The organism is Dactylosporangium sp. NPDC049525 (assembly GCF_040676755.1).
GTDB lineage: Bacteria > Actinomycetota > Actinomycetes > Mycobacteriales > Micromonosporaceae > Dactylosporangium.
This window is the reverse complement of record NZ_JBFAPO010000007.1, coordinates 86,335-111,761: the sequence shown is the minus strand read 5'-3', so window position 1 is coordinate 111,761 and position 25,427 is coordinate 86,335. Positions and strand designations below refer to the sequence as shown.

Below are 25,427 nucleotides of genomic sequence, written 5' to 3'. Positions count from 1 at the left end.
GTGAACGCCGGGGTGACACCGTCGGAAAACTGAGGATTTCTTGCGGGTGGCAGTGGCCCGGGCTGGTGGGTTCCTCGGCTCGGGCCAGAGACCCGGATGCGGCAGGGGCACGCGACCGGCCGTCGCGTGCCCCTGCGGATGGCTGCGTCAGGCGCCGGGCGGCGGCGGGGGCGGCGGGTCGACCGCGATGCCGATCTGGGCCCGGGTCGAGTAGTTGCCGGCGCCGTCGAAGGCGCGGACCGTGACGATGTAGGTGCCGTAGCCGCTGTAGGGCACGTAGGCGGTGGTGTTGCCGACCAGGCTGATGACCGCGCCGTTGAGGGTGACCTCGTAACCGGCGACGAACTGGTTGTCGGTGGAGGCGGTCCAGCCGACCGTCCAGGAGCCGTCGGTCACGCCACGCAGCGTGAGGCCCGTCGGCTGGCTTGGGGCGGTGGTGTCCGGCGGCGTGCCGAGGCCGAGGACGGCGAAGGGTGAGCGGTTGCCGGCGGCGTCGACGGCCCGCACCCCGAACGACATGACCATCGGTGGTGGTGTCGGCATGCTGTAGCTGGTCGTCGTGACGGTCGCGATCGGGGCGGTGCCGGTGTTGCTGTAGATCTCGTAGCCCACGACGCCGCGGTCGTCGGTCGAGGCCGCCCAGGTGAGGGTGAACGTGGTGGCCTGTGGGGTCCCGCGCAACTGCGTCGGTGCGCTCGGCGGACGGACGTCGCGGGCCGGTGGGCGGCCGTCGCACGGCGCGGCGTTGAGCAGGCAGCCCTGCGGCGTGCCCTGACCGGAGGTGACCCAGCCGAAGCTGGTGGAGGCGCCCGCGGCGAGGCTCGCGTTCCACGACGCGCCGACGACGACGTAGTGGCTGCCCGAACGGGTCAGGACGGCGTTCCAGTAGTGGGCGATGGTGGTGCCGGCGGGCAGGTCGAACTCGACCCGCCAGTTCGGCAGCGCGGCGGCGTCGCCGCTGGTGACGGTGATGCGGCCCGAGGAGCCGCCGGGCCACACGCTTTCCTGGACGAACACGGCGGTGGGGGCGGTCGCGGCGCTGGCGGGCGCGGGGTTGAGCGTGATCGCGAGGACGGCGGCCGCCGCGAGCGCGACCGTCCTCGACAGGAATCGACTCATGTCGATACACGATACGTGGATGGCGCAACGCCGGGCACGGGTTACGTCTGCCAAAAGCATACCGCACGCATCGGCGCCGATCACTCGGGTGAACAGCCCTGTTGACCTGGGGTTTCTTCGTCGTACGGTGGTCGCTCCCGACTCGCAGGAGGTATGTGTTGCTCGATCCCGGCATGGTGACGTGGGCCTGCGTGGTGCTGCTGCAGGACCGGCCGCGACGGTATGAGCTGGTGCAGGCATACCGCATCATGACGACAGTGCGACCGCAGGTCTACCGTCCCCGGCTCGCCAGGGCACTCGGCGACCTGGTGGACGGCTTCACCGCAGCGGCGCCGGAGGACGCCGTCGAGGCGCTGCTGGCCGAGGCTACGACCAACCTGCTCACCTGGGCGAGGAACCTCGCCCGGACATCGGAGGACATCCTCACCGAGGTCGTGACGCGGCAGCGCCGGCGCCGCGCCGCGGACGACGACGGCCCCGACTGGGACCTGCTCGCCGTGGCCGTGGCCCTCGAGGAGGCCGGCCGCGCCGACGCCGCCCTCACCGCGATCCAGGAGCTCATCACCACCGAACGCCGGCGGCGCACGGTGCGGCGCAGCCGCCTGGCGATCGCCCTCATCCACTGTGCCGGCGTGCTCGAACGCCGCGAACGCTCCCACGACGCCGCCCAGCTCAGGGCGGAGGGCGCCAAGCTGCTCGACACGCCGGACCAGCCGCGCAGCAACGGGATCGCCGCGCGGCTGACCGGCACCGCGATGCCGGTCGCGATCCCGAAGCCGGGACGTGGCGTGCCGGGGAACACCAGGACACCGACGCCCAGCAGGTGACATCGGCCCGCGCGGGTCACGGGCAGCCGTGGCCCGCGCAGGTCCGCTGCCGGGCCAGCGCCGCGGCGAGGGCGGCGGTCGGCGGGTCATTGCCGGCGGCAGCGTCGCCCAGCAGGTTCGTCAGCTGCCACGGGTCGCGGTCGAGGTCGTAGTACTCCCGGTCGGTCACGGCACCCGCGTCGTCGTAGATCTCGGTGTACCGGTAGCGCCCCGGCACGTAGGTCGACGCCCACGGCGGGATGCCGGCGCCGTTGGCCGGGTCGCGCCAGTACTCCGTGAGCAGCGCCGTGCGGTCGCCCGGCTCGAGGAGGTTGTGGCCGTCGACCTGGTAGCCCGGGGTCAGTCCGGCCGCGGCGAGCACGGTCGGGGTGATGTCGAGGTTCGCCGCGAGCCGGGGGTCGCTGCCCCGCGCCAGCCGGCCCGGCCACGACATCAGCAGCGGGACCCGCTCGGCCTGCAGGTATGGCATGAACTTCTCCGGCAGGCCGTGCTCGCCCCACAGTTTGCCGTTGTCCGACATCAGGATCACCAGGGTGTTGTCGAGCTCGCCGCGGGCCTCCAGCTGCCGGCGGATCGTCTCGATGGCGTCGTCGACGGAGCGCAGCGTGCGCAGCTGCCCCTGCCGCTCCTCGGCGCCCTGCTCCTGGGTGCGGTTGAAATGGCGCACGTACGCGGGTTTGTCGCTGCGGTCGGTCTCGCGGGTCGCCGGGTTGCCCTCCCACGGGTAGCTCAGGTTCGCGTACCGCGGCTCCGGCACCTGCGGCGCGTGCGGGGCGGTGAAGCCGGCGTAGATGAACCACGGCGTGGCGTCGTCGCGCTCATACCGGTCGACGTACCGGTTGACCTGACCGCCGATGAACGTGGTGGAGTAGGCCGCCTTGGTCGCGACGCCGTCGACGACGAAGTCCGCGCCGGTGTATCCGCCGCCGGTCAGCGCCCAGTTGTCGAAGTTCGGCGGGCGCTGGGTGATGTCCCAGGCGTTGAAGAGCTTGCCGACCGCGGCGGTGCGGTATCCGGCGGTGTGCAGCTCGTGCTGCACGGTCCGGGTGTGGTCGAACCGGTCGATGACGCCCTGCTGGGTGACGTGGTGGTTGTGCGCGTACCGCCCGGACAGGATCGTCGCCCGGCTCGGACAGCAGCTCGGCGTGCTCACCATGGCGTTGGGGAAGGTGCGGCCGTGACCGCCCAGCCAGTCCAGGGCGCGCGGCATCACGAACGTCTGCCCGGTCCGCGCGTCGTCCATGAGCAGCAGCAGGACGTTCGGCCGGGCCGGCGCGGCCGCCCGCACCGCCTGCGCGGGCGGCACCACCGCGACCACCGCGACCGCCACCACCACAGCCACCCATGCCCGCATTACCACTCCAGGTATTCACTCATACACGCTGAGCTACATACCCTAGCCGGGCGTTTCCTCGAAGACGGCCGATTCCGGGACTCGGATCGGGCACCACGTCGCTGGGCGCTCAGCGGAACAGCGGGTTCCACTCCTGCCGCCGCACGACGGTCACGCCCGGCGCCCGGTAGTACGGGTCGTCGTCGATGATCGCCTCGAACTCCTCCGCGGTCACGTCGAAGACCAGCAGCGCGCCGGTCTCGTCCGGGTACGGCCCGGCCAGGATCAGCCGTCCGGCGGCGTGGTGGGCCTGCAGCCGTTCGCGGTGCGCGGGACGCACGGCGAGCCGGTCGGGACTGCCGTCGAAGGCGAGCTCAAGAAGGAACACCCCGGCCATGGTAGGGCAGCCGCGGCCGCCCGAACCGGGCGGCCGTCAGCGCACGACGACGAGGTTGGCCATGTCGACGTCGTCCTCGGTCACCACCGCCAGCCGGCCCGGCACGGGCGCCGGCGGCGTGACCTCGCCCAGCTCGTGCAGCCGGGTGTGGACCTGGACCTCGACCCGGCCACCGGCGAGGCGGGCCAGCTCGGCCGCGCACCGCTGCGCGGCGGGCAGCGCCCCGTTGACCGCGAGGGTCTCCTCGCCGCGCTCGTGCAGGACCCGGCCCAGCTCGACGGCCGCGTCGTCGGGCATCGGCAGCAGGTACAGCGGATACGGCGCGACCGGCGCCGTGCGCATCCCCACCCCGACGACGGCCCCGGCCCCGTCCCGGACGACCAGCCACCAGAAGTGCCGCGGCGGCCCGCCGGCCGGCCACGACCGCGACCGGTGCGCGTTCGCCGTCACGACCGTGCTCAGGACCGGGTCCGCGGCCAGATGGTCGTCTGCCGCGGCAAGGAACCGCGCCGCGTCGGTCGTGAACTCCAGCGCGCTCATCCACGTACCGTAGCCAACGTGATGGTGTTGGTACCGGCCGATCCGCTGCGCCCGCGCCGACCCGACGAGCACTTCGCCGCGGAGGCCGCCGCCGCCCGCGCCGCGGGGCTGGACGTCGGCGTCGTCGACCACGACGGCCTGACGAGCAGGCACGCCGCCCGCCGGGCGGTCCTGCACGTGCCGGAGGCGCCGGATGCGGCCGTCTACCGCGGCTGGATGCTGCGCGCCGAGCAGTACGCGCTGTTCGCCGACGTGCTCGCCGAGCGCGGCGTGACCCTGCGCACCAGCGCCGAGCAGTACCGGCAGGCGCACGAACTGCCCAGCTGGTACGCGGCACTCGCCGAGGTCACCCCACCGTCGACGTGGACCACCGGCGACGACCGCGACGCGTTCGAACGCGCGGCCGCGGAGCTCGGCCCCGGCCCGGCGGTCCTGCGCGACTACACGAAGTCGATGAAGCACTACTGGCACGAGGCCGTCTACATCCCCGACCTCGCCGACCCGGCCGCCGCGTGGGCGGTCGCGTCCGGTTCCGGGAGCTGCGCGACGACGACTTCACCGGCGGCTTCGTGCTGCGCCGCTTCGAGCCGTTCACCACCGCGGAGGTCCGCACCTGGTGGGTCGACGGCAGGTGCCGCCTCACCGGCCCGCACCCCGACACCCCGCACGAGCCCCCGCCCGCCGGCCTCGACCTGTCCGCCGTCGAGCCGCTCGTCGCCGCCCTGCGCCTGCCGTTCGTGACCGTCGACCTGGCCCTGCGCACCGACGGCGTATGGCGCGTCATCGAACTCGGTGACGGCCAGGTCAGCGACCGCCCCACCACCGTCGCCCCGGACACCTTCGTCACCGGCGTCCTCCAGCCGACCTGACGCCCCTCCTCCGGCAGCGGCTGCCGCGCGGCCACGACGTCGATCGCGTCGCGGGTGCCGTTCGGACGTTCGCCGATCGGCTGTGGCAGATGTGCGACCGAGCCGTTCGGACCCGGACAGGGCGACGGCGATGATGGGGCGGTGGGGGAGAACCGGTGGTCACCGCGCAGTGGCGTCGAGGTGGGCCTGGCGGTGCTCATCTTCGGCTGCCCCCTCGGCTGCATCGTCGCGGGTCTCGTCGAAGGGCTCGGGCCGGGGGTGCTCATCGTCGTGGCGGTGCTCGCCGCCGGGGTCGGCTGGCTGAAGTGGCGTGAGGTCCGGGCCGGCAGGGCGGAACGCCGGGCGGTGGACGCCGTGTACGAGCTGTACACCGACGCGCTGGACCGGGCTGAACGCGGCGACCTGACCGGCGCCGTCGAACGGTTCGAGGAGGCACTGGCAGCGCCCGGCGGCGACGACTACACGACGGAGCTCATGCAGGGGCTCGCCGCCGCGCACCTCGCCCAGGGTGCTCCCGGCCGGGCGGTCGCGGTGTGGCGCAGGGCGTACCAACTGCACCGCGACGAACAGGGCGACGACGCCGTATCGACCCTCGCGGCGGCGAACGGGCTCGCCGCGGCGCTGCTGATCCACGGCGAGCGGGCCGCGGCCGGCGAGCGCTACCGGGACACCCTCGATCGCTGCCGGCGGCTGCTCGGCGACGCGCACCCGGAGACCGTCGCCGCGCTGAACGGCGCCGCGAGGACCGCATCACAACCGGAGCCGCCGCAGCCGCAGTCGCCGCACGAGCAGGCCGCGGAGCTGTACGAGCGGCTCTTCGGCCCGTCGCACCCGGACACCCGCATCGCCCGGCAGGCCGCCCCGCAGGACCCGGCCACCGCCCGCCTCGCCGCCGGTGACCTCGCCGGCGCGCGGACGCTGTGCGAGCAGGCCGCCGGGACCCCGGCCGGGTGCAACGACCTGGCCATGGTGCTGCGGGAACAGCGGGACCTGACGGCGGCGTACCGCGCCTACGAGCGGGCCGCCGAGCTGAGCGACCCCCTCGATCCGGAGCATCTGGCCGCCCGCAACGGGATCGTGCGGGTGATGCTGCTGCAGGGCGACGAGACCAACGCCGCCACCGAGCTCACCGCCGTCGTGGAGGCGTGCGTCGCCCGGTTCGGCGAGCAGCACCCCGAGACGGCCGCCGCCCGCCGCAACCTCGACCGCCTCAGCGGAGGGTCTTCCTGAACCAGTGGCCGGCATACGGGCTGTCGTTGAAGGCGGGGACCTCGTGGAAACCGTGCCGCGCATACAGGGCGCGCGCCTCGACCAGGTCGGTGCGGACGTCGAGCCGGAGCGCGGTGACGCCGTCGGCGCGGGCCTGCTGCTCGGCGACGTTCAGCAGCCTCCCGCCGAGACCCTGGCGGCGGACGGTGCCCGACACGTACACCCGGGTCAGCTCGCCGACGCGGATGCCGCCCTCGGCGACGTAGCGCAGGCCGACGCAGCCGGCGACCCGGTCGTCCAGGGTGGCGACCCAGAACCAGCCGGTCGGCGGCTGCAGGTCCTCGTCGGGCTCGTCGGTGAGGATCTCGTCGATCTCGGCCTCGGTCAGCGGGCGGCCGTAATACCGCCCGGCGATGTCGTGGTAGTAGTCGCGCAGCGCCTGGCGGGCCGGCGCCTCCGCCGGCTTCACGACGGCGACGACGAGGCTGGTGTCGGGATCGGCCATCACCCGCCCATCATCGGCTGGCCCGCCGGGGATTCGCCACCGGATTGCGGATCGGCAGCGGTGCGCGGCCGTGGCATGATGCGAGGCACCCGATGAGCCGAAGGACCCGATGAGTGCTGGACTTGCGGCGGAGCTCTGCTACGTCGACGCGGTGCGGCCGCGCCCGGTAGACGTCCTGGCCGGCATCCGGCGCTACTGGCCGTCGGTCGAGCTCGTGGACGGCACGGGCCGCGGCGGCGGGCTGATGGTCGCGTTCCCCGAGCTGAGCACGGACACGGGCATCCGCCTGCTCGTGTCGGTCGGGCGGTCGGTGCCGCAGCCGGGCGACGCCGGTGGCCGCCGGGATCTCACCCAGACCTGGGAGTGGCCGGACGCGGCGGTGGCAATGGCGAAGGTGCGGCACACCGTGACGGTCACGGAGGTCTTCGGTACGTCGTTCGCCCCCGCGAACCGGGTGCGGGCGTTCATCTCGGCCGTCCGGGGTCTCGCCGAAGGCCCGGTGCCGGCCGGGATCTGGTGGCCGGCCGGCGGCGTCGCCACCCCGCCCGAGGCCCTCGCCGTCCGCCCCCTGGCGGGACTGGTCAACGTGCGGCTGTTCAACGTCGCCGGCAGTCCCGGCCTGCTGCTGATGGACACCCTCGGGCTCGCCCCGCTCGGCCTGCCCGACCTCGAGTGCGTCTTCAGCGGGCTGCCGGAGGAGCACATGGCCGGCTACCTGACCGCCGTCGCCGAGGACCTGGTCGCCGGGCACACGATCCGCGGCGGCAGCCTCATGCAGGGCCTGATGCGGGACCAGCGCTGGCGGGTCGCGTCGGCGTCGGCGTCGGTCGGCCCCGACCGGCCGGTGCTGTCGATCTCGCCGGGCGCGGGTGCCGGCGGAGGCCGCTGAGGCCGGCCGTCAGCCGCCGTCCAGCGTGGCGCGGACGTGCCGCCGGGCGTCGTGGATGCGGGACTTCAAGGTGCCTGCCGGAATGTTCAGATGGCCGGCGATCTCCTCGTAGGAGAGCTGGCAGAGGTCGCGCAGGACCAGCGGGGCGACCAGCTCGGCCCGGTGCGCCTCCAACTGCTCGAGGGCGTCGAGGAGGTCCAGGCGCGAGCCCGCGATGACGCTCGTCGTGCGCGGGTCGGGGTCATCGACCGGCAGCTGCGGCGTCGCCTGCTCGCTCGCCCTTGTGCAACCCTTCGGCCGTGTCGAGGGTGGACCACGCCTCGATCGCGGACAGCCCGCGCTCCGGGGAGGCGTACACCCTGCCCCAGCCGGCCGGGGCGTCGCGCAGGAACGCCTGGGAGCAGAAGGAATCGTCGAACGGGCCCAGCAGCCCGATCGCGACGGCCTGCGCCTTGGTCATGCCGAGCCGCAGCGTGCCGTACTCCAAGGGCTGGTTCGGTTGTGGTGTCGCAGGGTTCGATGCGCCCCGCCGGAGGTTTGTTCGCCGGCACGGAGTCGTGAATCCGTCGGGCACGATCTTGCCCGGTTGCGCGGCGCACCTGGTTCCCGGCCCGGCCGCCGGGGCTGGCCCGTAATGTCAGTCGGCATGAAGCTGCGTGAGGACGAGGTGCTGGTGCCGTCGCCCGGCGGCGCGATCCGTTCGGTCGTGCTGCGCCCAACGGGGGACGGGCCGTTGCCCGGAGTCCTGCTGTACACCGACATCTTCCAGCTGACCGAGTCGACCCTGCGCACCGCGCGGCGGCTGGCCTCGGCCGGGTTCGTCGTCTGCGTCCCGGAGATCTACCCGCACGGTGACCTGGCCGGCGTCGCACTCGAGTTCGACGACGCGGGCAAGCAGGCCGGGCTCGCGGGCGCGGCCGCCACCACGACCGCCGGGTTCGACGCCGACCGCGTCGCGGTGCTGGACTACCTGGAGCTGCGCGCCGACACCACGACCCTGCTCGCGACGGGCTTCTGCATCGGCGGCCACCTCGCGTTCCGGGCCGCCCTCGACCCGCGGGTCGCGGCGACGGTGTGCTTCTACCCGACCGGCCTGCACAACGGCGCCCTGGGTGCCGACGCCGACGCCGGTTCCCTCGCCCGCGCCGCCGACATCCACGGCCGGCTCATGCTCGTCTTCGGCGCGCAGGACCCGCACGTGCCCGCGGCCGCCCGGGTCGAGATCTTGGCCGCGCTGTACACCGCCGGCCTCGACGACCTCGAGCTGCACGTGTACCGCGGCGGCGAGCACGCCTTCATGCGTGACGTCGGCGCCCGGCACGACCCGGTGCTCACCGACCTGGCCCTGACCGAGGCGATCTCCTTCTTCACCGCCCGCTGACGCCGTCGACCAGCCGGCGGTCAGCGTTCGGTGCCGACGCCGATGCGGCGCTCGTTGCCCGGGTCGTTCGGGCCGAACCACACCGGGACGTGGTCGCCCTTGCCCGGGATCGACAGGCGGCTGACCGTTTGAAGCGCCCCGCCGCAATCCCCGCCGCACCCCGACGGCAACCGGCGTCGCCCACGCTGTGAAGGACACGGCGGGGAGACGCCCCGGCCCTTCGTTGGTGGTGTGCATGCGTCTCACGGCATTCGGGCTGGCGGCCGCGGCCACCGTCGCGTTCACCGCGCTGGCCCCCGCGACGGCCGCCGCGGCCGCGTCGCTGCCCGGCACCGTCTCCTCCGGCAAGACCCGCCTGGCCGTGCGGTCCGCGCCGACCCCCGGGTCCGCGGCCGTCGGGTCGCTGCGCAACGGGGCAAAGCTCGCCCTGGTGTGCTCGGTGCAGGGCCCGAAGACGAAGGGCCGGGTCCGCACCACCGACCGGTGGGACCGGCTCATCAGCGGCGCCTACGTGTCCGACGCGTACGTGAGCCGCCGCAAGGCGCCGCCGGCCTGCCCCGCGCCGGTCGTCACCCCCACGCCCGCGCCGGCCGTCACCCCGACGCCGGTGCCGCCCGTGATCGTGCCGCCGACCGGTGCCGTGGCCGTCGGCCTGTGGGTCGCGCCGGTGCCGGGCAAGGGCACCAGCGGCTTCCGCACCGTCTCCCGCCCCACTCACGACGGCATCGACATCATGGCCGCCCGCGAGACGCCGATCCACGCGACCGCCGACGGCACCGTCATCACCGTCGTGTGCAACACGTCCGGCCCGTCCTGCGACGTCGACGGCTCGCCGAGCATCAAGGGTTGCGGCTGGTACGTCGAGATCCACCACGCCGGCGACGTCACGACCCGCTACTGCCACATGGTGCGCCGCCCCGACGTGGTCGTCGGCCAGCAGGTGACCGCGGGGCAGCGCATCGGCTCCGTCGGCACGTCCGGCAACTCGTCCGGCCCGCACCTGCACTTCGAGGTCCACTTCGGCCGCCCCGCGACCCGTCTCAACGCGATCGACCCGGTCGCCTTCATGCGCACCGCCGGCGCCCCCGTCGCGTAGGGCCTGCCACGGGTCCTCTCGGCCTGGCGCTCGTCGCCGCCCTGCGCCGCGCGCTCAGGCCCGCTCAGCGTCGGCACAGGTGCGCACAGCGTGATCTCAGCGATCGCTGTCAATGCTGTCCGGGTGGCAACCACCGTTGAGAAGACCCGGACGTTCCCGACGGTCTGGATGGGGTACGCCGCGGCCTGCTGGTCGCTCGGGTACGGGATCCTCGGCCTGTACTGGTGGTCGGGCGGCGCCGGGTTCCCGTTCGCGCCGATCGACGACGACCACAGGTCCGGGTCGATCCTGGAGGGCAGTGACGCCGCCGTGGTGGCGCCGGTCATGGCCCTGCTCGGGCTGGGCGGTGCCGCGATCGCCGTGTACATGGCGCGTGCGCCGCGAGCCGTGCGCGGCTCGTGGGCGGTCATCGGGTTCGGCTGGGTGATGGCGGCCGGGCTGGCGCTGGTCCTGCCCGACTACACGCTGCTGGCGTTCGTGGCGTTCGCGCCGGCGCTGCTGGTGTTCGTCTTCACCGGCGTGCCCGGCCCTCAGGACGGCGTCAGCGACATCATCTACTGGCACCGCGGCAACCTGCTGATCCTGTTCGCCGGCGGGGTGCTGTGGGCATGGGCGACGGTGCTGTACCACCGCCGGATCCGTGGCGCCTGCGTGCGCTGCGGCCGCGTCGAGGGCCACGCCGACCACGAGCGCGCGGACCTGCTGCGCTGGGGCCGGTGGGCGGTGCTCGTGGCCGTCCTCGCCCCGGTGCCCTACGAGATCACCCGGATCGCCTGGTTCCTCGGCGTGCCACTGGGGATCCCGCACGACTTCCTGGCGATGATGCAGGACACGCCGGGCATGCTGGAGGTCGGCCTCGGCTGCGCGCTGGCTTCCATCGGCGGCGGCATCCTGACCCACGGACTGGTGAGCCGGTGGGGCGAGGTGTACCCGCGCTGGATGTTCTGGCGCGCCGGGCGCCGGGTGCCGCCCATGCTCGCGGTGATCCCGGCCGCGGTGGTCGCGGTGGTGCTCGTCCCGGCGGGGTTCATGAACCTGCGCGCGCCGGTCACCGCCGGCACCTGGGCCACCACCGCACCGGGCGTGCTGTGGACCGTGTGGGGCGTGGCGCTCGGCGCCGCCGCGATCACCTACCACCTGCGCCGCCGCCCACCGTGCCGGCACTGCCACCAGGGCTGACTCGAAGCCGGCCGGCACGACCTCACCGCATCGACGGAACAGTGTCCTGGGCCGGGAAGTCGCGTCGCGTGCGGGCCTCGGTGGCGAGCAGGGGCAGGGGAGCGATGACGTACAGGACGGCGAGGGCCCACATGGCGGACCGGTTGCCGAGCGTCGAGGCCAGGAGGCCGGCGGTTGCCGCACCGAACGGCACGGTGCCGAACACGAAGATCCGCGACGCCGCGGTGACCCGGCCGAGCAGGTGCGCGGGAACGAAGGTACCACGGAACGTCATGGTCATCACGTTCGACATGGTGGCTCCGGCCAGCGCGATGAAGGAGCCCGCCGCGAACAGCGCCAGGCGCCAGCCGTGGCCGCCGAGCGGCAGCAACAGCACGAACGGGGCGGCCGCGACGTTCGCCACCAGGTAGGTGCGGGCGCTGCCGAAGCGCCGGGACACCCGCGAGGCGAGCGCGGCACCGAGGATGGCGCCGAGGCTGCCCACGCCGATCACCAGGCCCGCGGTACCCGGCGCGGCGCCCTCCGCACGCACCAGGAAGACGACCCGCAGCGCAGTGATGCCCAGCATCGCGAAGTTGGTCACCGCCGCCACCACCAACATGGCCTGCAGCAGGCGTCCGCGCATGATGAAACCGATGCCCTCGGCGATCTGGCGCAGCATGCCCGGGCGGTCGCCCGCGGCAGGGCGTGGCTCCGGCTCGGACCGGAGGCCGAGCAGGCAGGCCGCCGACACCAGGAAGGTGACGGCGTCGATGAGGATGCCGCTGACCGGGCCGGCCGCCTGGGCCAGCAGCCCGCCGAGGCCCGGCCCGACGACCAGGGCGACCGATGCGCTGGTCTGCAGCTTGGCGTTGCCTTCCATCAGGTCGTCCGCGCCGACGAGACGGGGCAGGAACGCGTTGAACGCCACGTTGGCGAAGACCCCGGCGACCCCGGCGAGCAGCGCGACCACCAGCAGCATGGTCATGGTCAGCACGCCGGTCCAGGCCGCGACCGGGATGACGACGAGCACCGCCGCGGCACCGACGTCGGCGACCAGCAGCGTGCGCCGGCGCGGCCACCGGTCGACCCAGACACCGACCGGCAGCCCGATCAGCAGCCACGGCAGCCATGTGGCGGCCGTGAGCAACGCGACCATGGCCGGACCGGCATGCAGGGTCGAGATGGCCACCAGCGGAAGCGCCACGGTGGTCATCGCGGAGCCGACCGCGCTGGTGGACTGCCCGATCCACAGCAGACCGAAGTTCCGCGTCCGCAACAACCCGCCCACAGGCCTGCGCCCGCGCCGTGGATCGTCGATCACCCGGGCAGAATCACACGACGGGCCGGAAACGTCGACGGATTTCGCCGGCCCCCGCACCGCTGGTGAGAGTCCGGTAGGACGATGGGCGTCATGAACATCGACGCGTCGGGCTCCGCGGCTCGGCGGAGCTGCGATCCTCGCGACCTGTCAGCGCTGATCGGACTGCTTGCCGTCATCGAAGGCGAGCTGACGGGCGGCGGGATCTCCGGGCGCCTGTCGGCGCGGATCCAAGACCGGTTCGAGCGGGCAGAGATCCTTGAACCCGGTGGGACGGAGCGGGACCTGCGTCAGTCCATCAACGACCTCAACCACCGACTCCGCTATGCCCTCGGCGAGTACGACCAGCCGCCCACGCCTCGTGAGACGCCCGAGTAGTTCGAGCGGGGCGGTCAGGTGCCGGCGGTGCTCATGCGGCCGGATCGTACGTAGTGCTTGTTCGGGCCGCGCTGCCTGGGGACGCGGACGCCGTCCTCGATGTGCCGGAAGATGAAGCCGACGATCATCGCGCCGGCGCTGAGGGCCGCGCCGATCACCGGGTAGCCGTCAGTCCTCTTCCATGGCCCGGCTCGGGCGGCCGGGGAGCGCGGGTGGACGGGGCCGGCCGGCGCGGCGGCGTTCGACCTGGTCGTGGCCCCACCGCAGCAGGTCGTCCGCGGTCCGGTCCCAGGCAGGGTCGGCGGTGACGGGGTAGTCGCCCTCCAGGGCGGTGATGATGCCGTTCCACACCCGGCCGAACTCGCCGCCCCCGGTGAGCCGCAGCAGTTCGACGGGCGTCGTGAGGCCGCCGAGTTCAGGGAACGACAGGTCGCCGTGGCGGGGGCCGGGCGTGAGGTACGTCAGTGCCCGGGCGAACGCGTGCAGCAGCGCGGACTCGCCGGGCTCGTACACCGCACGGCTGCCGTCCGGGGTGCCGGAGCCGGGTGGCCACGGCTCGGTGTACCCCTGCACCATGAGCAGCGAGCGGATCTGGTCCCAGGTGTCCACCGGCCAGGGGCCCGGTCCGACGGTGCGTTCCAGCACGGCACGGACGCGCTGGGCGCGGGCCTCGTTGATCGTGTGGACGACGGCGTCGGCGGGGCCGGCCGAGTGCGTCGGGTCCGTGATCGTCAGCCTGTCGACGGTCTGCAGGCCGCGGTTGACGTCGAGGAGCAGCACCTGCGCCGAGTTGTTGCCGTGGTAGGACAGCCGCAGGTCGACGAAGTCGCACAGCGCGTACTGCCGGATGGACCGCGGGCGCCGCAGCCGATCCGTCCGGGTCACGGTGACCAGCCGACCGTCGAACGACAGCCGGGCCTGATCTGCGCGCACCTCGAGGGGCGGCGGGCTCCCTGCAGACATCCATCAATGTTTTCACGGAACACCCCCGCCGCGGCAAATCACGATCGGGAAGTGGGATCCGCTGACGGCGTCGTTTCTGTACAAGACGGCCACGCCGCCGCTTCCTAACCTGGGCGTCGCAAATGCGTCCGGCAACGAGGGGAACGGGTACATGCGTGAACTGGTCTACACCGGGTTCGTCTCGCTCGACGGGGTGGTGGATTCCCCCGGCGGCGGGCCGGGGGAGGAGCACCGCAGCGGCGGCTGGGTGGTCAAGGACATCGAGTTCCTGCCCGAGGCGTTCTCGCTCAAGGGTGAGGAGCTGCAGGACACGACGGCGCTGATGTTCGGCCGGCGCAGCTACGAGGTGTTCGCGCCGCTGTGGCGCGAGTCGGACGACCACGCCGCGTACAAGGAACTGCCCAAGTACGTGGTCTCGGGCACGCTGCCCGACGACGCCCTCGTCGAGGGTTGGGGTCCGACGACGATCCTGCGCTCGACCGGCGACGTGGCCGAGCTGAAGCAGGGCGAGGGCGGGGCGATCTTCATCCATGGCAGTGCGGAGCTGGCGCGGCGGCTGTCGGACGCGGGCCTGATCGACCGGTACAACCTGCTCGTGTTTCCCGTGCTGCTCGGCGCCGGCAAGGGCCTGTTCAGCCGGTCGGACAAGGACAAGCAGGCGCTGCGGCTGCGGGAGTCGGCGGCGTACCCGAACGGCATCGTCAAGATGGTCTACGACGTGGTGGGCTGAGCCACGTCCAGGGCGATCGCCCCGCCGGTCCCGTCGCGCAGCTGCCGTGCCGTGCGCCCGACGTACCGGCGCAGCGCCCGGGCCAGGTGCGGCTCGTCGAAGTAGTCCAGGCCGGCGACGACGTCGGCGACCGGGGCTCCGGCGGCCAGCAATCCGGAGGCGGTGCGGGCGCGTTCGATCTGGCGCACCGCACCCTGGGTGAGGCCGGTCGCCGCCCGGAACCGGCGTTCGACGGTGCGTCCCGACATCGCCGGGTGCTGGCCGCGGCGGACCTCGGCGACGAGCGGGTCGCGGACCACGGCGCCGGCCCGGACGAGCCGGGCGACCAGGGCCTCGGCGTCGTCGGGGCGGGGCGTCTGCCACCGGGCGCCGTCCAGCCGGAAGGTCCTGCGCGTGGTGTCGGGCAGCTCGAGGCCGCCGTCGACCAGGGCCGGCGTGGGTACGACCCGCAGCGACGTACCCACGGCGAACTCGATGCCGGTGAAGGTCGCGCCCTGCGGCACCGGCGCGGTCCCGGTCCGGGTCTCGGGGCCGCTGACGCTTGCGTGCGCGGTGCCGTCCAGCTCCCAGAACACCAGCCCCCAGCTGACGGTGGCGACGGAGGTCATCTCCGCGACCTGCTCACTCGTGCAGGTCCACACGGTGTCGACCCACGACGAGTCCGACGTGCGCGTCTCGAACCGCAGTGCCATGCCTCTGCTCGCCTGCGCCTACTCGTCGGCTACCAGCAGGCGGTAGCCCGCGTCGAGGTCCTCGCGGGCGAGCAGGTCGCGGTGGCGGTCGTGCCAGCGGCCTGATTCCAGGTCGGCGGCGAGCCGGTCCAGCCCCGGCCGCAGCACCGCGTCCCCGGTCTGCGCCAGCACCGAGATGCTCGAGCGGACCGCAGGGTCGAGGTACGCCTCGGGCCGGCGCCAGTACGCCGCGCCGAACCCGTCGGTGCAGTCGTGGGGCACCGGCACCGGCTCGACCCGGGCGCCGCCGAGCAGCGCGGCGAGCCGCTCCACCGGCACGGCCCGCGTGTCGTCGAACGCGGCCGCCTCCGGCAGGTACTCCTTCACCAGCCAGAACGACCGGAACGCGGGCTGATCCCAGGTGAGCACGACGATGCGGCGCCTGGTGACCCTGCGCAGCTCGGCGATCCCGGCCTCGAGGTCGGTCCAGTGGTGCACGGTGAGCAGGGCCATGACCGCGTCGGCGGCGCCGTCGGCGAGCGGGAGCGCCTCCGCGCACGCCTGCACGACCGGCGCCGCGCCGGGCGGACGCTGCCTGATCATGACCGAGCTGGGCTCGACGGCGAGGATCGTCTGTGGCGGCTCGTAGGAGCCGGCTCCGGCGCCGACGTTGACGACCGACCGGGCGTCGCCGAGCGCGGCGGTGATGTGCGCGGCGATCCGCCGGTCCGGTTGACGTTTCGTCGCGTACGTCGAGCCGATCGCGTCATAGATGACCACGGTGCCAGTGTCCCATTCCGGTCAGGCGGGCGTCGGCCCCAGCAGGTGTTCGAGCAGCCGGGTGAGGGTGTCGCGCTGCGCCGGGTCGAGCCGGTCGGTGATCTCCGCCAGCGACTGCCGGACCTCCCCGTAGAGCCGGTCGGCGAGCTCCAGGCCGGCGGCGGTCATGAAGACCTCGACGGCGCGGCCGTCGGCCCGGCTCCGCCCCCGTTCGAGCAGCCCCCTGCGCTCGGCGCGGTCGACCAGGCCCGACATCGTCGACTTGTCCAGCCCCAGGAAGTTTGCCAGGTCCGTCATCCTGGCCCGGCGGTCGCGCAGGATGCCGAGCGTCCGCAGCTGCGTCAGCGAGAGGTCGTGCCGTGCCCCGACCCGGCTGAGCACGCCCATCACGACATAGGCGCTGCGCGCCAGCGCGTCCACCAGTGCCACCTCGGCCGGATCCGTCACGGCACCACCATACTTGACATAGTTGGTATTACCAACCATCCTGACCTCAGGTTGTTTGTAGTACCAACTAAACGGGAGGAGCGCCGTCATGCACGCCGCTGTCGTCACGGTGTTCGACATGCCACCGCAGTACCGTGAGCACCCGGATCCCGCGGCCCGCCGCAAGGACGAGGTCGTTGTGGACGTGCTCGCGGCCGGCCTGCACCCTCGGGTCCGTTCCCAGGCCGACGGCTCGCACTACACGAGCACCGGCGAGCTTCCGCTGATCCCGGGCATCGACGGGGTGGTCCGGGACCCGAAAGGACGGCTCAGGTACACGGTGCTCGACGACACGAACCTCGGCACCCTCGCCGAGCGGACCGTCATCGACCTGAACCGCAGCGTCGTCCTGCCCGACGGCGTCGACCCGGTGCAGATCGCCGCCGCGATGAACCCTGCGATGTCGTCCTGGGTCGCGCTGCGCCGCCGGATCAACTTCCGCCGCCGGCAACACGTCCTGGTGCTGGGCGCCACCGGCAACGCCGGCCGGATGGCCATCCAGGTCGCGAAACGGTTCGGCGCCGCCCGGGTCACCGCCGCCGGCCGCGACGCGTCCCGTCTCGCCGGGCTGGCCGCCCTCGGCGCCGACGCGACCTGCACCTTCGAGGAGCTCGCGCAGGCCGCCGACGCCGACGTCGTCATCGACTACGTGTGGGGCGAGCCCACCGCCCAGGCCATGGTCGCCATGCTCACCGCCCGCGCCGACCGCGGCCGGCCGCTGACCTGGATCCAGATCGGCTCGGTGGCCGGCCCCACCGCACCCATCCCTTCCGCGGCGCTGCGCTCGGCCCGGCTGGACATCGTCGGCAGCGGCATCGGCTCCGTCCCCGGCCGCGACTTCATCAAGGAACTGCCCAAACTGGCTGCCGCGGTCACCTCGGGCGCCTTCGACGTCCGCGCCCGCGCCGTGCCCCTGGCCCAGGTCGAACAGGCCTGGACGTCGACGCCGGGAACGACCGACCGCATCGTCCTCGTGCCCTGACACCTGATGTTCGCGAGTGCCGGCGCCGCCGGTCGTGTTCGCGAGTGCCGGCGCCGCCGGTCATGACGAGCGCAGGTGCTGTTCGATCCGCATCAGCTTCTCGACGTTGAGGTCGGTCTCGTAGCAGGCCGGCCCCGGGTCGGTGAAGAGCTCCGGGTGCACGAAGACCCTGCGCTCGCCGTCGAGGCGGCCCTCGATCATGCCGATGACCAGGATCGTGCCGGCCGGGATCCGGTCCGGCCGGATGACGACGCTGTGCAGGGCGTCCGGGTGCGTGCGGCGGTATTCGAAGCTCTCGTACGCCGTGATCAGCGTCGACCACGCGCGGCTGTCGCGGGTGCCGCGCTGGTCCGCCGGGCACTCGCCGGGCCGGTGGCCGGGCAGGACGACGGCGTGGATGCCGGCCGCCCGCAGCGTCTCGGTGGCGCCGGCCGGGTCGCTCGCGTCGTTGATGGTGAACGTCATCGAGCCGTCGCCGTTGGGGCTCAGCGCGTACGCCGGCCTGGCCTCGGGCTGGGCCACGGTGAGCGCCACCACGGTCGCGGCGACGGCGGCGACGGCGACGCCGGCCAGGGCCAGCGCCGAACGGGGCCGGGTCCGGGGCGAAGGTGCGGGCTGGTTCTGCTGCAGCTCGAGGAAGGCGGTCATGACCTGCTCCTTTCGGGCGAGAAGCCGGTCGGCCGGGAAGTCGGGCGGTTCGGGCCTCATCGGATCGGGTCTCATCGCGTCCCTCCCAGGGCCGGCCGGGACGGCGCTGCGCCGTCATCCGGTTCGTGTCCGCGGCGCCCGGCCGCTTCCCGGGCTCCGTCCTCGCCGATCTCGCTCCGCAGGCGGGCCCGGGCCCGCGACAGCCGGGAGTGCACGGTCCCGACGGGGATGCCCAGCGCCGTGGCGGCATCGGGCGGGCTGAGCCCCATCCACGCGCACAGCTGCAACACCGCCAGCTCACGTTCGGGCAGCCGCTCGCAGGCCCGCCGTACGGTCGCCATCCGCCGCTGCGCGTCCACCCGCTCCGCGACGTCGTCGCCGTGGTCGGGGCTGTCGCGCAACGGGGGCAGCCGGGCCAGCGCGGCCCGCCGCCGCCGGTTGGACCGCCACTGGTTGCGCACCAGGTTGTGCGCCACCCCGAGCAGCCACGGCAGCAGGCTGGCCTCGGTGAGCTCGGTCCGGCCGCGCGCCGCCCACACCTCGAGGAAGACCGCGGCGCTCAGGTCCTCGGCGAGCGCGGCATCCCCGGTCCGCCAGTAGCAGAACGTGTACACCGGCCGCGCATGCCGCGCGTAGAGGTCCCCGAACGCGGCGGCGTCGCCGGCCCGCGCCCGGTCCCACAACAGTCGGTCGTCGTCATCCATCACCATTGCGGTGTCCGCCGCCGCTCTCCGCTTCCCACGCCCAGGTCACGGTTGTATAACGCCGCGGTAGGGTCGTCCGGACGGCATCCGGTGCGGCGCCGTGGCGTTCGCCGACCAGCGGGCGGGATGCGAGCGAAAAATCCCGGGACGCGGTGTCGGATCGAGGCCGAGGCGTTCGTAGCAGGGGTGAGGTCCGCCCACGACGGGCGGCCGCCGTACTCGCGGAGGAGAGCACCATGACTGCCACCTACACCTTCGACGTCTTCGCCACCCTCGACGGCTTCGGCTCCTACAACAGCAGCGGAGACTGGGGCGGCTACTGGGGCAAGCAGGGTCCCGAGTTCCTCGACCGGCGCCTGGCCCAGTACAGCGAGGACCAGCGGCTGGTGCTCGGCGCCAACACCTTCCGGGACTTCGTGCACTTCCTCGGCCCGGCCTCCGAGGAGTCCCCGGTGAACGACCCGATCAGCACCCGGATGAAGCACCTGCCGACCACGGTGGTCTCGACCACGCTGCACGCACCCCTGGACTGGCCGGACGCGACCCTCGCGAGCGGCGACGCCGTCGACATCGTCGCCCGCCTCAAGGAGGAGTCCCCGGTGCCGTTGCGCTCGCACGGCAGCCTGTCGCTGAACCGGGCACTGATGGCCGCCGGCCTGGTCGACCGCGTCCAGCTGACGATCTTCCCGGTGATCAGCGGCCAGACCGGCACCGACCCGATCTTCCAGGGCGCCGCCGACTTCGACCTCGAACTCCTCGAAAGCCGGACACTCGACGGCCGCATCCAGGAACTCACCTACCGCCCCACCCTGCACCCCTGACGACGCGGCCCGCTTGACCTTCCATCGGGTGGAACCTTCAGGCTTTGCGCCATGGATCGTGATCCGGATCTCTACACCATCGGGCAGGTCGCCCAGCGTGCCGGCGTGTCGGCCCGCACCGTCCGGTTCTGGTCGGACCGGGGCGTACTGCCACCGGTGGACCGTTCCAGCGGCGGGTATCGACGCTACGACGAGGCGGCCGTCGCCCGCTTGGAACTCATCCGGACGCTGCGTGACCTGGGCCTCAGTCTCGACGCCGTCGCTGCGCTCCTGGCTCGGCAGGTCACGTTGACCGATCTTGCGTCGGCGCACGTCAAGGCGCTTGACGCCGAGATCCGCACGTTACGGCTCCAGCGCGCGGTCCTGCGCGCTGTTGCCCGCCGCGAGAGTACGGCCGAGGAGATGACCGTGACGTACAAGCTCACCAGAGTGTCCGCACAGCAACGCCAGCGCATCATCGATGACTTCGTCGCCAACGCGTTCGGCGGCATTTCGGACCCGGACAGCGCCGTCGTGGCCGGCTGGATGCGGGAACTGCCCGCTGAGCTGCCCGACGACCCGACCGATGAACAGGTCGACGCCTGGCTGGAACTTGCCGAGCTGGTCGCCGACCCCGAATTCCAGCTCAAGATCCGAGTCATGGTGCTGAGCGCCGCCGAAGACTCACGCCTGGAGTTCGGGTTGAACATCCGACCGCTCGTGCTGCTCCACGCCGGAGACGCCGTCGAGCGCGGAGTCGCCTGCGACTCGGCCGAAGGTCGCCGGACAGTCGACCGGATCGTCCCGACCGACCTGCCCGTCGACGAAACGACCGAGCTCATCGCCTGGCTCGAGTTGGTCGCCGACCTCCGGGTCGAGCGCTACTGGCAGCTCCTCGCCATCCTCAATGGCACCTCCGTGGGGCCGCCGGCCGTGCCCGCCTTCGCATGGCTCCTCGCCGGGCTGCGAGCGCACCGACTCCCGGCTTAGAGCGTGCGGCCGGGCCCTGATCGCCGGGCGTGGATACGATGTGGCCCGACCACGGGGAGGTCGGGTTGGACCGACGGTTTGCGGCGTTCGTCGTCGCGACGGCGATGCTGGTGGCCGGGTGCGGCAGCGAGCCCGAACCCGACCGCTGGTCGCGGGACCGGATCCAGCCGGCAACCGGTGACTACCCGGCGCCCGCGACACCCGGCCCGACCACCGTCACCCAGGAGATCCCCGCCCCGTTCGCGGTCGCCCCCGGCCGGTCCTGCACCGGTTCGCGCTCGCCGACGGCCGGCCGACCGGCTGCGTGCCCGCGCCGTTGCGCCGGCCGTTGCCGTACGAGCCCGGCATGGCGTATTTCGTCGTCGACGACGGCTATCCGATCCTTGCCGACCGGCGCATGACGTACGCCGGTGAGCCGTTCGTGCTCGTCCTGCCCGGCCGTGACCTCGCCGGCCGCTGCGGGTAGCCGGCTGCTAAGCCGCGCGCGGGTGACCAGATCCACGTCGTCCACCGCGACCTGCCGTCGGTGGATGTCCTGCGCTGAGCGCGGAATCGCTCGCGCCGGCGCGGTGGCGGCTGGCAGGGTGGCCGGATGGATCCGAGCTTCGGCGGTGAGGTCGCCGCCTGCTACGCACGGTACCGGCGCGGGTATCCGCCCGCCGTGCTCGACGCGCTCGTGGGCGCGTTCGGGCTCACCGTCGACGACGTGGTGATGGACCTCGGCTGCGGCACCGGCCAGCTGACGTTGCCGCTGGCCGGCCGGGTCGGTGCGGTCCTCGGCGTGGACCCGGAGCCGGACATGCTGGTGCTGGCCCGGCGCGCCGCCGAGCAGCGCGGCGTCACGAACGCGGCCTGGATGCTCGGCGCGGACCGGGACCTGCCCGCCGCGGGCCTGGTGCTGGGTGCCGCGGCGCTCGGCGCGGTCACCATCGCGGTCGCCATCCACTGGATGGACCGGGCCGCCGTGTTCCGGGCGGTGCGGCCGCTGCTGCGGCCCGGCGGTGGCGTCGCCGTCGTCACCAACGGCGCGCCGCTGTGGCTGCAGGACAACGACTGGTCCCGGACCGCGAAGGAGCACCTGGAGCGGCTGCTGGGCCGCACCCTCGCCGGGACGTGCCAGACCGACGACGCGGGGCGCGGGCGCAACCGCGACGCCCTGCGGGAGGCCGGATATCAGGTCGTGGAGGCCGAGATCGGCTACGACGCCACGCTGACGGTCGACGAGCTCGTCGGCGGGCTGTTCTCGGCCATGTCGCTCGCCGAGCTGCCGCCGCAGGCGCGGGCGGAGTTCGCCGACGGGCTGCACGAGGCGCTCGGCCATACGGAGCCGCTCACCGAGCACGTCCAGGTCTGGTTGCAGACCGGCACGGTGTAGGGCTGGCGCTGGTCGATCGCGGTCGCGAGGTGCGCCGGTATGCTTCCGGGGTCACGTCCAGGGCGCCGAAGGATCAGCCGTGTGGTTCGCGATATTGGGGCCGCTGCGGGTGTCACGCGACGGCGAGGCGGTGCCGGTCGGCGGGCCCAAGCAGCGGGCGCTGCTGACCCTGCTGCTGTTGCGCGCCAACCGGGTCAACACCACCGGATGGCTGGTCGACGCGCTGTGGGACGGGAACCCGCCGCCGAGCGCCGAGGTCACGCTGCGCACCTATGTCGCCGCGCTGCGGCGGGCCCTCGAGCCGGGCCGGGGCGCGCGGGCCCAGGGCCAGATCGTGGTGAGCCACGGCGGCGGCTATGAGCTGCGGGTGCCCGACGACGCCATCGACGCCGTGCGGTTCGCGGAGCTGGCGGACGCGGGCGCGCGGGCCCTCGCCGGCGGTGACTCCGTGGCCGCCGAGCAGCACTACACGCAGGCGCTCGCGTTGTGGCGCGGCGACCCGCCGGCCGGTGACCTGTCGGCGGTGCGGGCCGAGGTGACCCGGCTCGCACAGACACGCCTCGCCGTGGAGGAGGGGCGCTGCACCGCGGCCGTGGCCGCCGGCCGGCACCTGGCCGTGCTGCCGGACCTGCGCCGGTACGTCGCGGAACAGCCCGCCCGGGAGGCGGCGCGCGGGCAGCTGATGCTGGCGCTGTACCGGGCCGGGCAGCAGACCGAGGCCCTGGCGGTGTTCGACGAGGGCCGCCGGTTCCTGGCCGACGAGTTCGGCGTCGACCCGGGCGCCGAGCTGCGCGCGCTGCACCAGCAGATCCTCGCGCACACCGTGCCGGACATTCCGCCGGACCGGCGGGACGCGGCCGATGGGCGGGATGTGGTGGATCGGCGGGACGCGGTGGATCGGCGGCCGCGCGGGCTGGTCGGGCGGGCCGTGGAGCTGGCCACCCTGGACGGGCACCTGGACGCGGCCCGGCGCGACGGCGGGCGGATGGTCGCCGTCGTCGGCGAGGCCGGGATCGGCAAGACGACCCTCGCCACCGCCGTCGCCGACCGGGCCGCCGCCGCGGGCATCCCGGTCGTGTGGGGCCGCTGCCCCGACGTCGGGCAGGCGCCACCGTTCTGGTTGTGGAGCCAGATCGTGCGGGGCCTCCTCGCCCTGCCGCACGCCGGGACCGCCGGCGCGGCCCTCACCGGCTTCGTCGACGGACCGTCCACACAGGACGGCGGGCTCGACCCCGCGGCCCGCTTCCGCGCCTACGAGGCGGTGTCCGACCTGGTCCGCGCCGCCGCCCACCCGGCCGGACTGGTGCTCGTCCTGGACGACCTGCACGCGGCCGACCCGGACTCGCTGCTGCTGACCCGGTACCTGACCACCACCGTCCACACAGGACGCGCGCTGGTGGTCGCGACGCTGCGGCCGTACGAGCACGACCCCGGCCTCGTGGCGACCCTGAACGACCTGGCCCGCGGCGCCGGGTCCGGGCAGCTGCGCCTCGGCGGGCTCGACGCCGCCGCCGTCGCCGACTTGGTCGTGGGCCGCACCGGCGCACCGGTGGCGGACGAGATCGTCCAGCGGTTCGCGGAACGTACCGGCGGCAACCCGTTCTTCCTCACTGAGCTGCTTGCCCGGCCGGGGGAGGAGCTGCCGCCGAGCGTCCGCGACGCGGTGCGGCTGCGGCTGGACGGGCCCGACCCCGCCACCCGCGAGTGCCTCGACGTGCTCAGCGTCGCCGGCCGGGAACTCGACCTGCACCTGCTGCGGGCGGTGACCGGCGCCGACGCCGCGCGGCTGCTCGCCGGGCCGGCCGCGGCGCGGCTCGTCACGGAGGCCGCCGCGGGGCCGGGGACGGTTCGCTTCCGGCACCCGCTGTTCGCCGAGGTCACGTACGCCGAGCTGGCCGCACCGAGGCGCGCCGCGCTGCACGCGAGGCTCGCCACGACGGCCGCGGACCAGGGCGGGCTCACCACGGGCGAGATCGCCCACCACTATGGACAGTCGATCGGGCTCGGCCACGCGGAGGACTTCCTGCGGTGGACGGTGCGGGCGGCCGACGACGCGGCCCGGCGGCTGGCGTACGAGGACGCGCTCGCCCACCTGCAACGCGCCGCGGACCGCCTCGCGCCGGACGCGGCGACCGCACCGGACGCGGCCGCCGCCGAGCTCGGCGTGCAGCTGCGGCGGGCGGCGCTGCTGCAGATCACCGTCGGGGTCGGCAGCGACGCGGTCGCGGCGGTCGCGGCCCGGGCCAGGTGGCTGCTGCCGTACACGGGGGCTGGCACCGACGTGCGAACTGCGCTGTGGACACTCGGCGAGGTCGCCTGCAACCGCGCCGAGTACACCGTCGCCGAGGAACTCGCCCAGCGCCTCACCGAGGCCGTGCCGCCCGCCGGTGCCGCGCCGTCCGCCGAAGCCGCGCAGTCCGCCGGAGACGCACCTCGCACCGGCGCCGCGTCGCCCGCCGGAGCTGCACCGCACACCGGCGCCATGCCGCCAGCCGGCGCCGCGACACCGGCCGGCGGGCTCGTCGCGGTCGCCGGGCCGTACCTGCTCGGCGTCGTCTGCTACTTCACCGGCCGCCTCGGCGACGCCGACGGGCACCTCAGCACCGCCGTCGAACGGCTCGCCGCCGTCGACCCGCGGCACCTGCGGGAGCAGGCAGGCAGGACGCCGGTGCTCGCCGCGTACAACTTCCGCGCCCTCGTGCGGTCCCTGCGCGGCGACCCCACCGCGGCGCTCGCGGACCTCGACGCGGCACGGGCGCTCGCCGAGCACAGCGACGACGCCTACGGCCGCGCCAACGCCGCCCTGTACGCCGCCTGGACGGCGTTGCAGGAGCACGACGTCGACGCCGGCCGGGAGGCCGCCGGGCGGTGCCGTGAGATCGGCGCGCGGCAGCGCATGCCGCACTTCGTCACCACCGGCGACTTCCTCGCCGAGTGGGCGGCCGTGCGCGGCGGCGAGCACGGCCGGCTCGCCGCGATGCGGGCCGCCGGCGAGGCCATCCACCGGCTCGGGCTGCGCGCGACCCGGACCATCACGATCGCCGCGATGGCCGACGCGCACCTCGTGGCCGGCGACCCCACCACCGCCGCCCGGCTCGCCGGCGTCGGCCTCGCCGAAGCCGCCGCGGTCGGCGAACAGGTGCTCACCGCCGAACTGCGCCGCGTGCGCGGCCTCGCGACCGGCGACGCCGAGGACGTCCGGGCCGGCGCCGAGATCGCCGCCGCCCAGGGCGCCCGGCTGCTGCTCGCCCGCATCGACCGCGGATAGGGATCCAC

The 25,427-nt window shown here is 73.8% G+C and carries 29 protein-coding genes; 14 read left to right on the top strand and 15 right to left on the bottom strand.

The genetic code is table 11. The annotated features are described in order from the left end of the window. Positions 1-147: 147 nt before the first annotated feature. Positions 148-1,119, bottom strand: coding sequence for a cellulose binding domain-containing protein (locus AB0K00_RS13775; RefSeq protein ID WP_363519971.1), 972 nt, complete (start codon positions 1,117-1,119; stop codon positions 148-150). A 155-nt stretch (positions 1,120-1,274) separates the two neighbouring features. On the opposite strand from AB0K00_RS13775, the gene AB0K00_RS13770 reads away from it, so the two are divergent. Further along, positions 1,275-1,946: a hypothetical protein gene (locus tag AB0K00_RS13770; protein ID WP_363519968.1), complete on the top strand. Its 672-nt coding sequence runs from the start codon at positions 1,275-1,277 to the stop codon at positions 1,944-1,946. A 16-nt stretch (positions 1,947-1,962) separates the two neighbouring features. Here AB0K00_RS13770 and AB0K00_RS13765 read toward each other — a convergent pair whose 3' ends face one another. The 3 genes from AB0K00_RS13765 to AB0K00_RS13755 all read right to left on the bottom strand — a co-directional run bounded on the left by AB0K00_RS13765 (position 1,963) and on the right by AB0K00_RS13755 (position 4,528). Beyond that, positions 1,963-3,300 carry a sulfatase-like hydrolase/transferase gene (locus AB0K00_RS13765; RefSeq protein WP_363519966.1) on the bottom strand — a complete coding sequence of 446 codons (1,338 nt, stop codon included), beginning with the start codon at positions 3,298-3,300 and terminating at the stop codon, positions 1,963-1,965. A gap of 109 nt (positions 3,301-3,409) precedes the next feature. Continuing rightward, positions 3,410-3,667 (bottom strand): YciI family protein, encoded by a 258-nt coding sequence (locus tag AB0K00_RS13760; protein WP_363519964.1) that lies wholly within the window; start codon positions 3,665-3,667, stop codon positions 3,410-3,412. Positions 3,668-3,712: 45 nt separating this feature from the next. Continuing rightward, positions 3,713-4,528, bottom strand: a complete 816-nt coding sequence (locus AB0K00_RS13755; RefSeq protein ID WP_363519962.1) for a hypothetical protein — start codon at positions 4,526-4,528, stop codon at positions 3,713-3,715. A 50-nt stretch (positions 4,529-4,578) separates the two neighbouring features. Between AB0K00_RS13755 and AB0K00_RS13750 the strand changes: the two genes are divergently transcribed. Further along, entirely contained in the window at positions 4,579-5,085 is a 507-nt protein-coding gene (locus AB0K00_RS13750; protein WP_363519960.1) for an ATP-grasp domain-containing protein, read from the top strand. A 141-nt stretch (positions 5,086-5,226) separates the two neighbouring features. Beyond that, a complete protein-coding gene (locus AB0K00_RS13745; RefSeq protein WP_363519957.1) occupies positions 5,227-6,315 on the top strand; it encodes a tetratricopeptide repeat protein in 1,089 nt (362 codons plus the stop codon). Here AB0K00_RS13745 and AB0K00_RS13740 read toward each other — a convergent pair. Next, positions 6,296-6,799 (bottom strand): GNAT family N-acetyltransferase, encoded by a 504-nt coding sequence (locus AB0K00_RS13740; RefSeq protein ID WP_363520376.1) that lies wholly within the window; start codon positions 6,797-6,799, stop codon positions 6,296-6,298. The two genes, AB0K00_RS13745 and AB0K00_RS13740, sit on opposite strands and share 20 nt — an antisense overlap. Before the next feature lie 109 nt (positions 6,800-6,908). On the opposite strand from AB0K00_RS13740, the gene AB0K00_RS13735 reads away from it, so the two are divergent. Next, positions 6,909-7,688, top strand: coding sequence for a DUF4261 domain-containing protein (locus AB0K00_RS13735; protein ID WP_363519955.1), 780 nt, complete (start codon positions 6,909-6,911; stop codon positions 7,686-7,688). 9 nt (positions 7,689-7,697) lie between these two features. Here the strand turns inward: AB0K00_RS13735 and AB0K00_RS13730 are convergent, their stop codons facing one another. Beyond that, complete coding sequence (locus AB0K00_RS13730; RefSeq protein WP_363520373.1) at positions 7,698-7,889, bottom strand: sigma factor-like helix-turn-helix DNA-binding protein; 192 nt, start codon at positions 7,887-7,889, stop codon at positions 7,698-7,700. A 40-nt stretch (positions 7,890-7,929) separates the two neighbouring features. Then, positions 7,930-8,175, bottom strand: a complete 246-nt coding sequence (locus AB0K00_RS13725) for a hypothetical protein (RefSeq protein ID WP_363519953.1) — start codon at positions 8,173-8,175, stop codon at positions 7,930-7,932. A 159-nt stretch (positions 8,176-8,334) separates the two neighbouring features. On the opposite strand from AB0K00_RS13725, the gene AB0K00_RS13720 reads away from it, so the two are divergent. The 3 genes from AB0K00_RS13720 (at position 8,335) to AB0K00_RS13710 (ending at position 11,344) form a co-directional block, all read left to right on the top strand. Next, positions 8,335-9,069, top strand: coding sequence for a dienelactone hydrolase family protein (locus tag AB0K00_RS13720; protein WP_363519950.1), 735 nt, complete (start codon positions 8,335-8,337; stop codon positions 9,067-9,069). Between the two features lie 235 nt (positions 9,070-9,304). Beyond that, a complete protein-coding gene (locus AB0K00_RS13715; protein ID WP_363519947.1) occupies positions 9,305-10,165 on the top strand; it encodes a peptidoglycan DD-metalloendopeptidase family protein in 861 nt (286 codons plus the stop codon). 123 nt (positions 10,166-10,288) lie between these two features. Next, positions 10,289-11,344, top strand: coding sequence for an NYN domain-containing protein (locus AB0K00_RS13710; protein ID WP_363519945.1), 1,056 nt, complete (start codon positions 10,289-10,291; stop codon positions 11,342-11,344). 22 nt (positions 11,345-11,366) lie between these two features. On the opposite strand, the gene AB0K00_RS13705 is transcribed toward AB0K00_RS13710, so the two are convergent. Further along, the gene (locus AB0K00_RS13705; protein WP_363519942.1) at positions 11,367-12,647 is read right to left on the bottom strand and encodes an MFS transporter; all 1,281 of its coding nucleotides are present in this window, start codon (positions 12,645-12,647) and stop codon (positions 11,367-11,369) included. A gap of 90 nt (positions 12,648-12,737) precedes the next feature. Here AB0K00_RS13705 and AB0K00_RS13700 point away from each other — a divergent pair, with 90 nt between their 5' ends. After that, positions 12,738-13,022, top strand: coding sequence for a hypothetical protein (locus AB0K00_RS13700; RefSeq protein ID WP_363519939.1), 285 nt, complete (start codon positions 12,738-12,740; stop codon positions 13,020-13,022). Positions 13,023-13,036: 14 nt separating this feature from the next. Here AB0K00_RS13700 and AB0K00_RS13695 read toward each other — a convergent pair whose 3' ends face one another. Continuing rightward, positions 13,037-13,180, bottom strand: coding sequence for a hypothetical protein (locus AB0K00_RS13695; RefSeq protein ID WP_363519936.1), 144 nt, complete (start codon positions 13,178-13,180; stop codon positions 13,037-13,039). A 10-nt stretch (positions 13,181-13,190) separates the two neighbouring features. Further along, positions 13,191-13,985: a hypothetical protein gene (locus AB0K00_RS13690; RefSeq protein WP_363519934.1), complete on the bottom strand. Its 795-nt coding sequence runs from the start codon at positions 13,983-13,985 to the stop codon at positions 13,191-13,193. 151 nt (positions 13,986-14,136) lie between these two features. On the opposite strand from AB0K00_RS13690, the gene AB0K00_RS13685 reads away from it, so the two are divergent. Beyond that, entirely contained in the window at positions 14,137-14,715 is a 579-nt protein-coding gene (locus AB0K00_RS13685; protein WP_363519932.1) for a dihydrofolate reductase family protein, read from the top strand. Here AB0K00_RS13685 and AB0K00_RS13680 read toward each other — a convergent pair. The 3 genes from AB0K00_RS13680 to AB0K00_RS13670 are packed head-to-tail and all read right to left on the bottom strand — an operon-like array spanning position 14,697 to position 16,613. Next, positions 14,697-15,407, bottom strand: a complete 711-nt coding sequence (locus AB0K00_RS13680) for a helix-turn-helix domain-containing protein (RefSeq protein ID WP_363519929.1) — start codon at positions 15,405-15,407, stop codon at positions 14,697-14,699. The two genes, AB0K00_RS13685 and AB0K00_RS13680, sit on opposite strands and share 19 nt — an antisense overlap. An 18-nt stretch (positions 15,408-15,425) precedes the next feature. Next, a complete protein-coding gene (locus AB0K00_RS13675; RefSeq protein WP_363519927.1) occupies positions 15,426-16,166 on the bottom strand; it encodes a methyltransferase domain-containing protein in 741 nt (246 codons plus the stop codon). A 21-nt stretch (positions 16,167-16,187) separates the two neighbouring features. Continuing rightward, the gene (locus AB0K00_RS13670) at positions 16,188-16,613 is read right to left on the bottom strand and encodes a MarR family transcriptional regulator (RefSeq protein ID WP_363519924.1); all 426 of its coding nucleotides are present in this window, start codon (positions 16,611-16,613) and stop codon (positions 16,188-16,190) included. 88 nt (positions 16,614-16,701) lie between these two features. Here AB0K00_RS13670 and AB0K00_RS13665 point away from each other — a divergent pair, with 88 nt between their 5' ends. Further along, on the top strand, positions 16,702-17,634 hold the full coding sequence (locus tag AB0K00_RS13665) for a zinc-binding alcohol dehydrogenase family protein (protein ID WP_363519922.1): 933 nt from the start codon (positions 16,702-16,704) through the stop codon (positions 17,632-17,634). 60 nt (positions 17,635-17,694) lie between these two features. On the opposite strand, the gene AB0K00_RS13660 is transcribed toward AB0K00_RS13665, so the two are convergent. Beyond that, complete coding sequence (locus tag AB0K00_RS13660) at positions 17,695-18,282, bottom strand: hypothetical protein (RefSeq protein WP_363519920.1); 588 nt, start codon at positions 18,280-18,282, stop codon at positions 17,695-17,697. 71 nt (positions 18,283-18,353) lie between these two features. Beyond that, positions 18,354-18,986, bottom strand: a complete 633-nt coding sequence (locus AB0K00_RS13655) for a sigma-70 family RNA polymerase sigma factor (protein ID WP_363519917.1) — start codon at positions 18,984-18,986, stop codon at positions 18,354-18,356. Positions 18,987-19,222: 236 nt separating this feature from the next. On the opposite strand from AB0K00_RS13655, the gene AB0K00_RS13650 reads away from it, so the two are divergent. The 4 genes from AB0K00_RS13650 (at position 19,223) to AB0K00_RS13635 (ending at position 25,419) form a co-directional block, all read left to right on the top strand. Further along, the gene (locus AB0K00_RS13650) at positions 19,223-19,807 is read left to right on the top strand and encodes a dihydrofolate reductase family protein (protein WP_363519914.1); all 585 of its coding nucleotides are present in this window, start codon (positions 19,223-19,225) and stop codon (positions 19,805-19,807) included. 51 nt (positions 19,808-19,858) lie between these two features. After that, positions 19,859-20,776 (top strand): MerR family transcriptional regulator, encoded by a 918-nt coding sequence (locus tag AB0K00_RS13645; RefSeq protein WP_363519912.1) that lies wholly within the window; start codon positions 19,859-19,861, stop codon positions 20,774-20,776. 592 nt (positions 20,777-21,368) lie between these two features. Then, complete coding sequence (locus AB0K00_RS13640) at positions 21,369-22,151, top strand: methyltransferase domain-containing protein (RefSeq protein ID WP_363519909.1); 783 nt, start codon at positions 21,369-21,371, stop codon at positions 22,149-22,151. A 79-nt stretch (positions 22,152-22,230) separates the two neighbouring features. Continuing rightward, complete coding sequence (locus tag AB0K00_RS13635) at positions 22,231-25,419, top strand: BTAD domain-containing putative transcriptional regulator (protein WP_363519907.1); 3,189 nt, start codon at positions 22,231-22,233, stop codon at positions 25,417-25,419. Positions 25,420-25,427 lie beyond the last annotated feature (8 nt).

Coding starts and splice junctions, on each gene's coding strand:
- AB0K00_RS13775 (WP_363519971.1), bottom strand. CDS start 1,119: ATGAGTCGATTCCTGTCGAGGACGGTCGCGCTCGCGGCGGCCGCCGTC.
- AB0K00_RS13720 (WP_363519950.1), top strand. CDS start 8,335: ATGAAGCTGCGTGAGGACGAGGTGCTGGTGCCGTCGCCCGGCGGCGCG.
- AB0K00_RS13735 (WP_363519955.1), top strand. CDS start 6,909: ATGAGTGCTGGACTTGCGGCGGAGCTCTGCTACGTCGACGCGGTGCGG.
- AB0K00_RS13715 (WP_363519947.1), top strand. CDS start 9,305: ATGCGTCTCACGGCATTCGGGCTGGCGGCCGCGGCCACCGTCGCGTTC.
- AB0K00_RS13700 (WP_363519939.1), top strand. CDS start 12,738: ATGAACATCGACGCGTCGGGCTCCGCGGCTCGGCGGAGCTGCGATCCT.
- AB0K00_RS13650 (WP_363519914.1), top strand. CDS start 19,223: ATGACTGCCACCTACACCTTCGACGTCTTCGCCACCCTCGACGGCTTC.
- AB0K00_RS13655 (WP_363519917.1), bottom strand. CDS start 18,986: ATGGATGACGACGACCGACTGTTGTGGGACCGGGCGCGGGCCGGCGAC.
- AB0K00_RS13685 (WP_363519932.1), top strand. CDS start 14,137: ATGCGTGAACTGGTCTACACCGGGTTCGTCTCGCTCGACGGGGTGGTG.
- AB0K00_RS13680 (WP_363519929.1), bottom strand. CDS start 15,407: ATGGCACTGCGGTTCGAGACGCGCACGTCGGACTCGTCGTGGGTCGAC.
- AB0K00_RS13690 (WP_363519934.1), bottom strand. CDS start 13,985: ATGTCTGCAGGGAGCCCGCCGCCCCTCGAGGTGCGCGCAGATCAGGCC.
- AB0K00_RS13640 (WP_363519909.1), top strand. CDS start 21,369: ATGGATCCGAGCTTCGGCGGTGAGGTCGCCGCCTGCTACGCACGGTAC.
- AB0K00_RS13660 (WP_363519920.1), bottom strand. CDS start 18,282: ATGACCGCCTTCCTCGAGCTGCAGCAGAACCAGCCCGCACCTTCGCCC.
- AB0K00_RS13765 (WP_363519966.1), bottom strand. CDS start 3,300: ATGCGGGCATGGGTGGCTGTGGTGGTGGCGGTCGCGGTGGTCGCGGTG.
- AB0K00_RS13645 (WP_363519912.1), top strand. CDS start 19,859: ATGGATCGTGATCCGGATCTCTACACCATCGGGCAGGTCGCCCAGCGT.
- AB0K00_RS13740 (WP_363520376.1), bottom strand. CDS start 6,799: ATGGCCGATCCCGACACCAGCCTCGTCGTCGCCGTCGTGAAGCCGGCG.
- AB0K00_RS13665 (WP_363519922.1), top strand. CDS start 16,702: ATGCACGCCGCTGTCGTCACGGTGTTCGACATGCCACCGCAGTACCGT.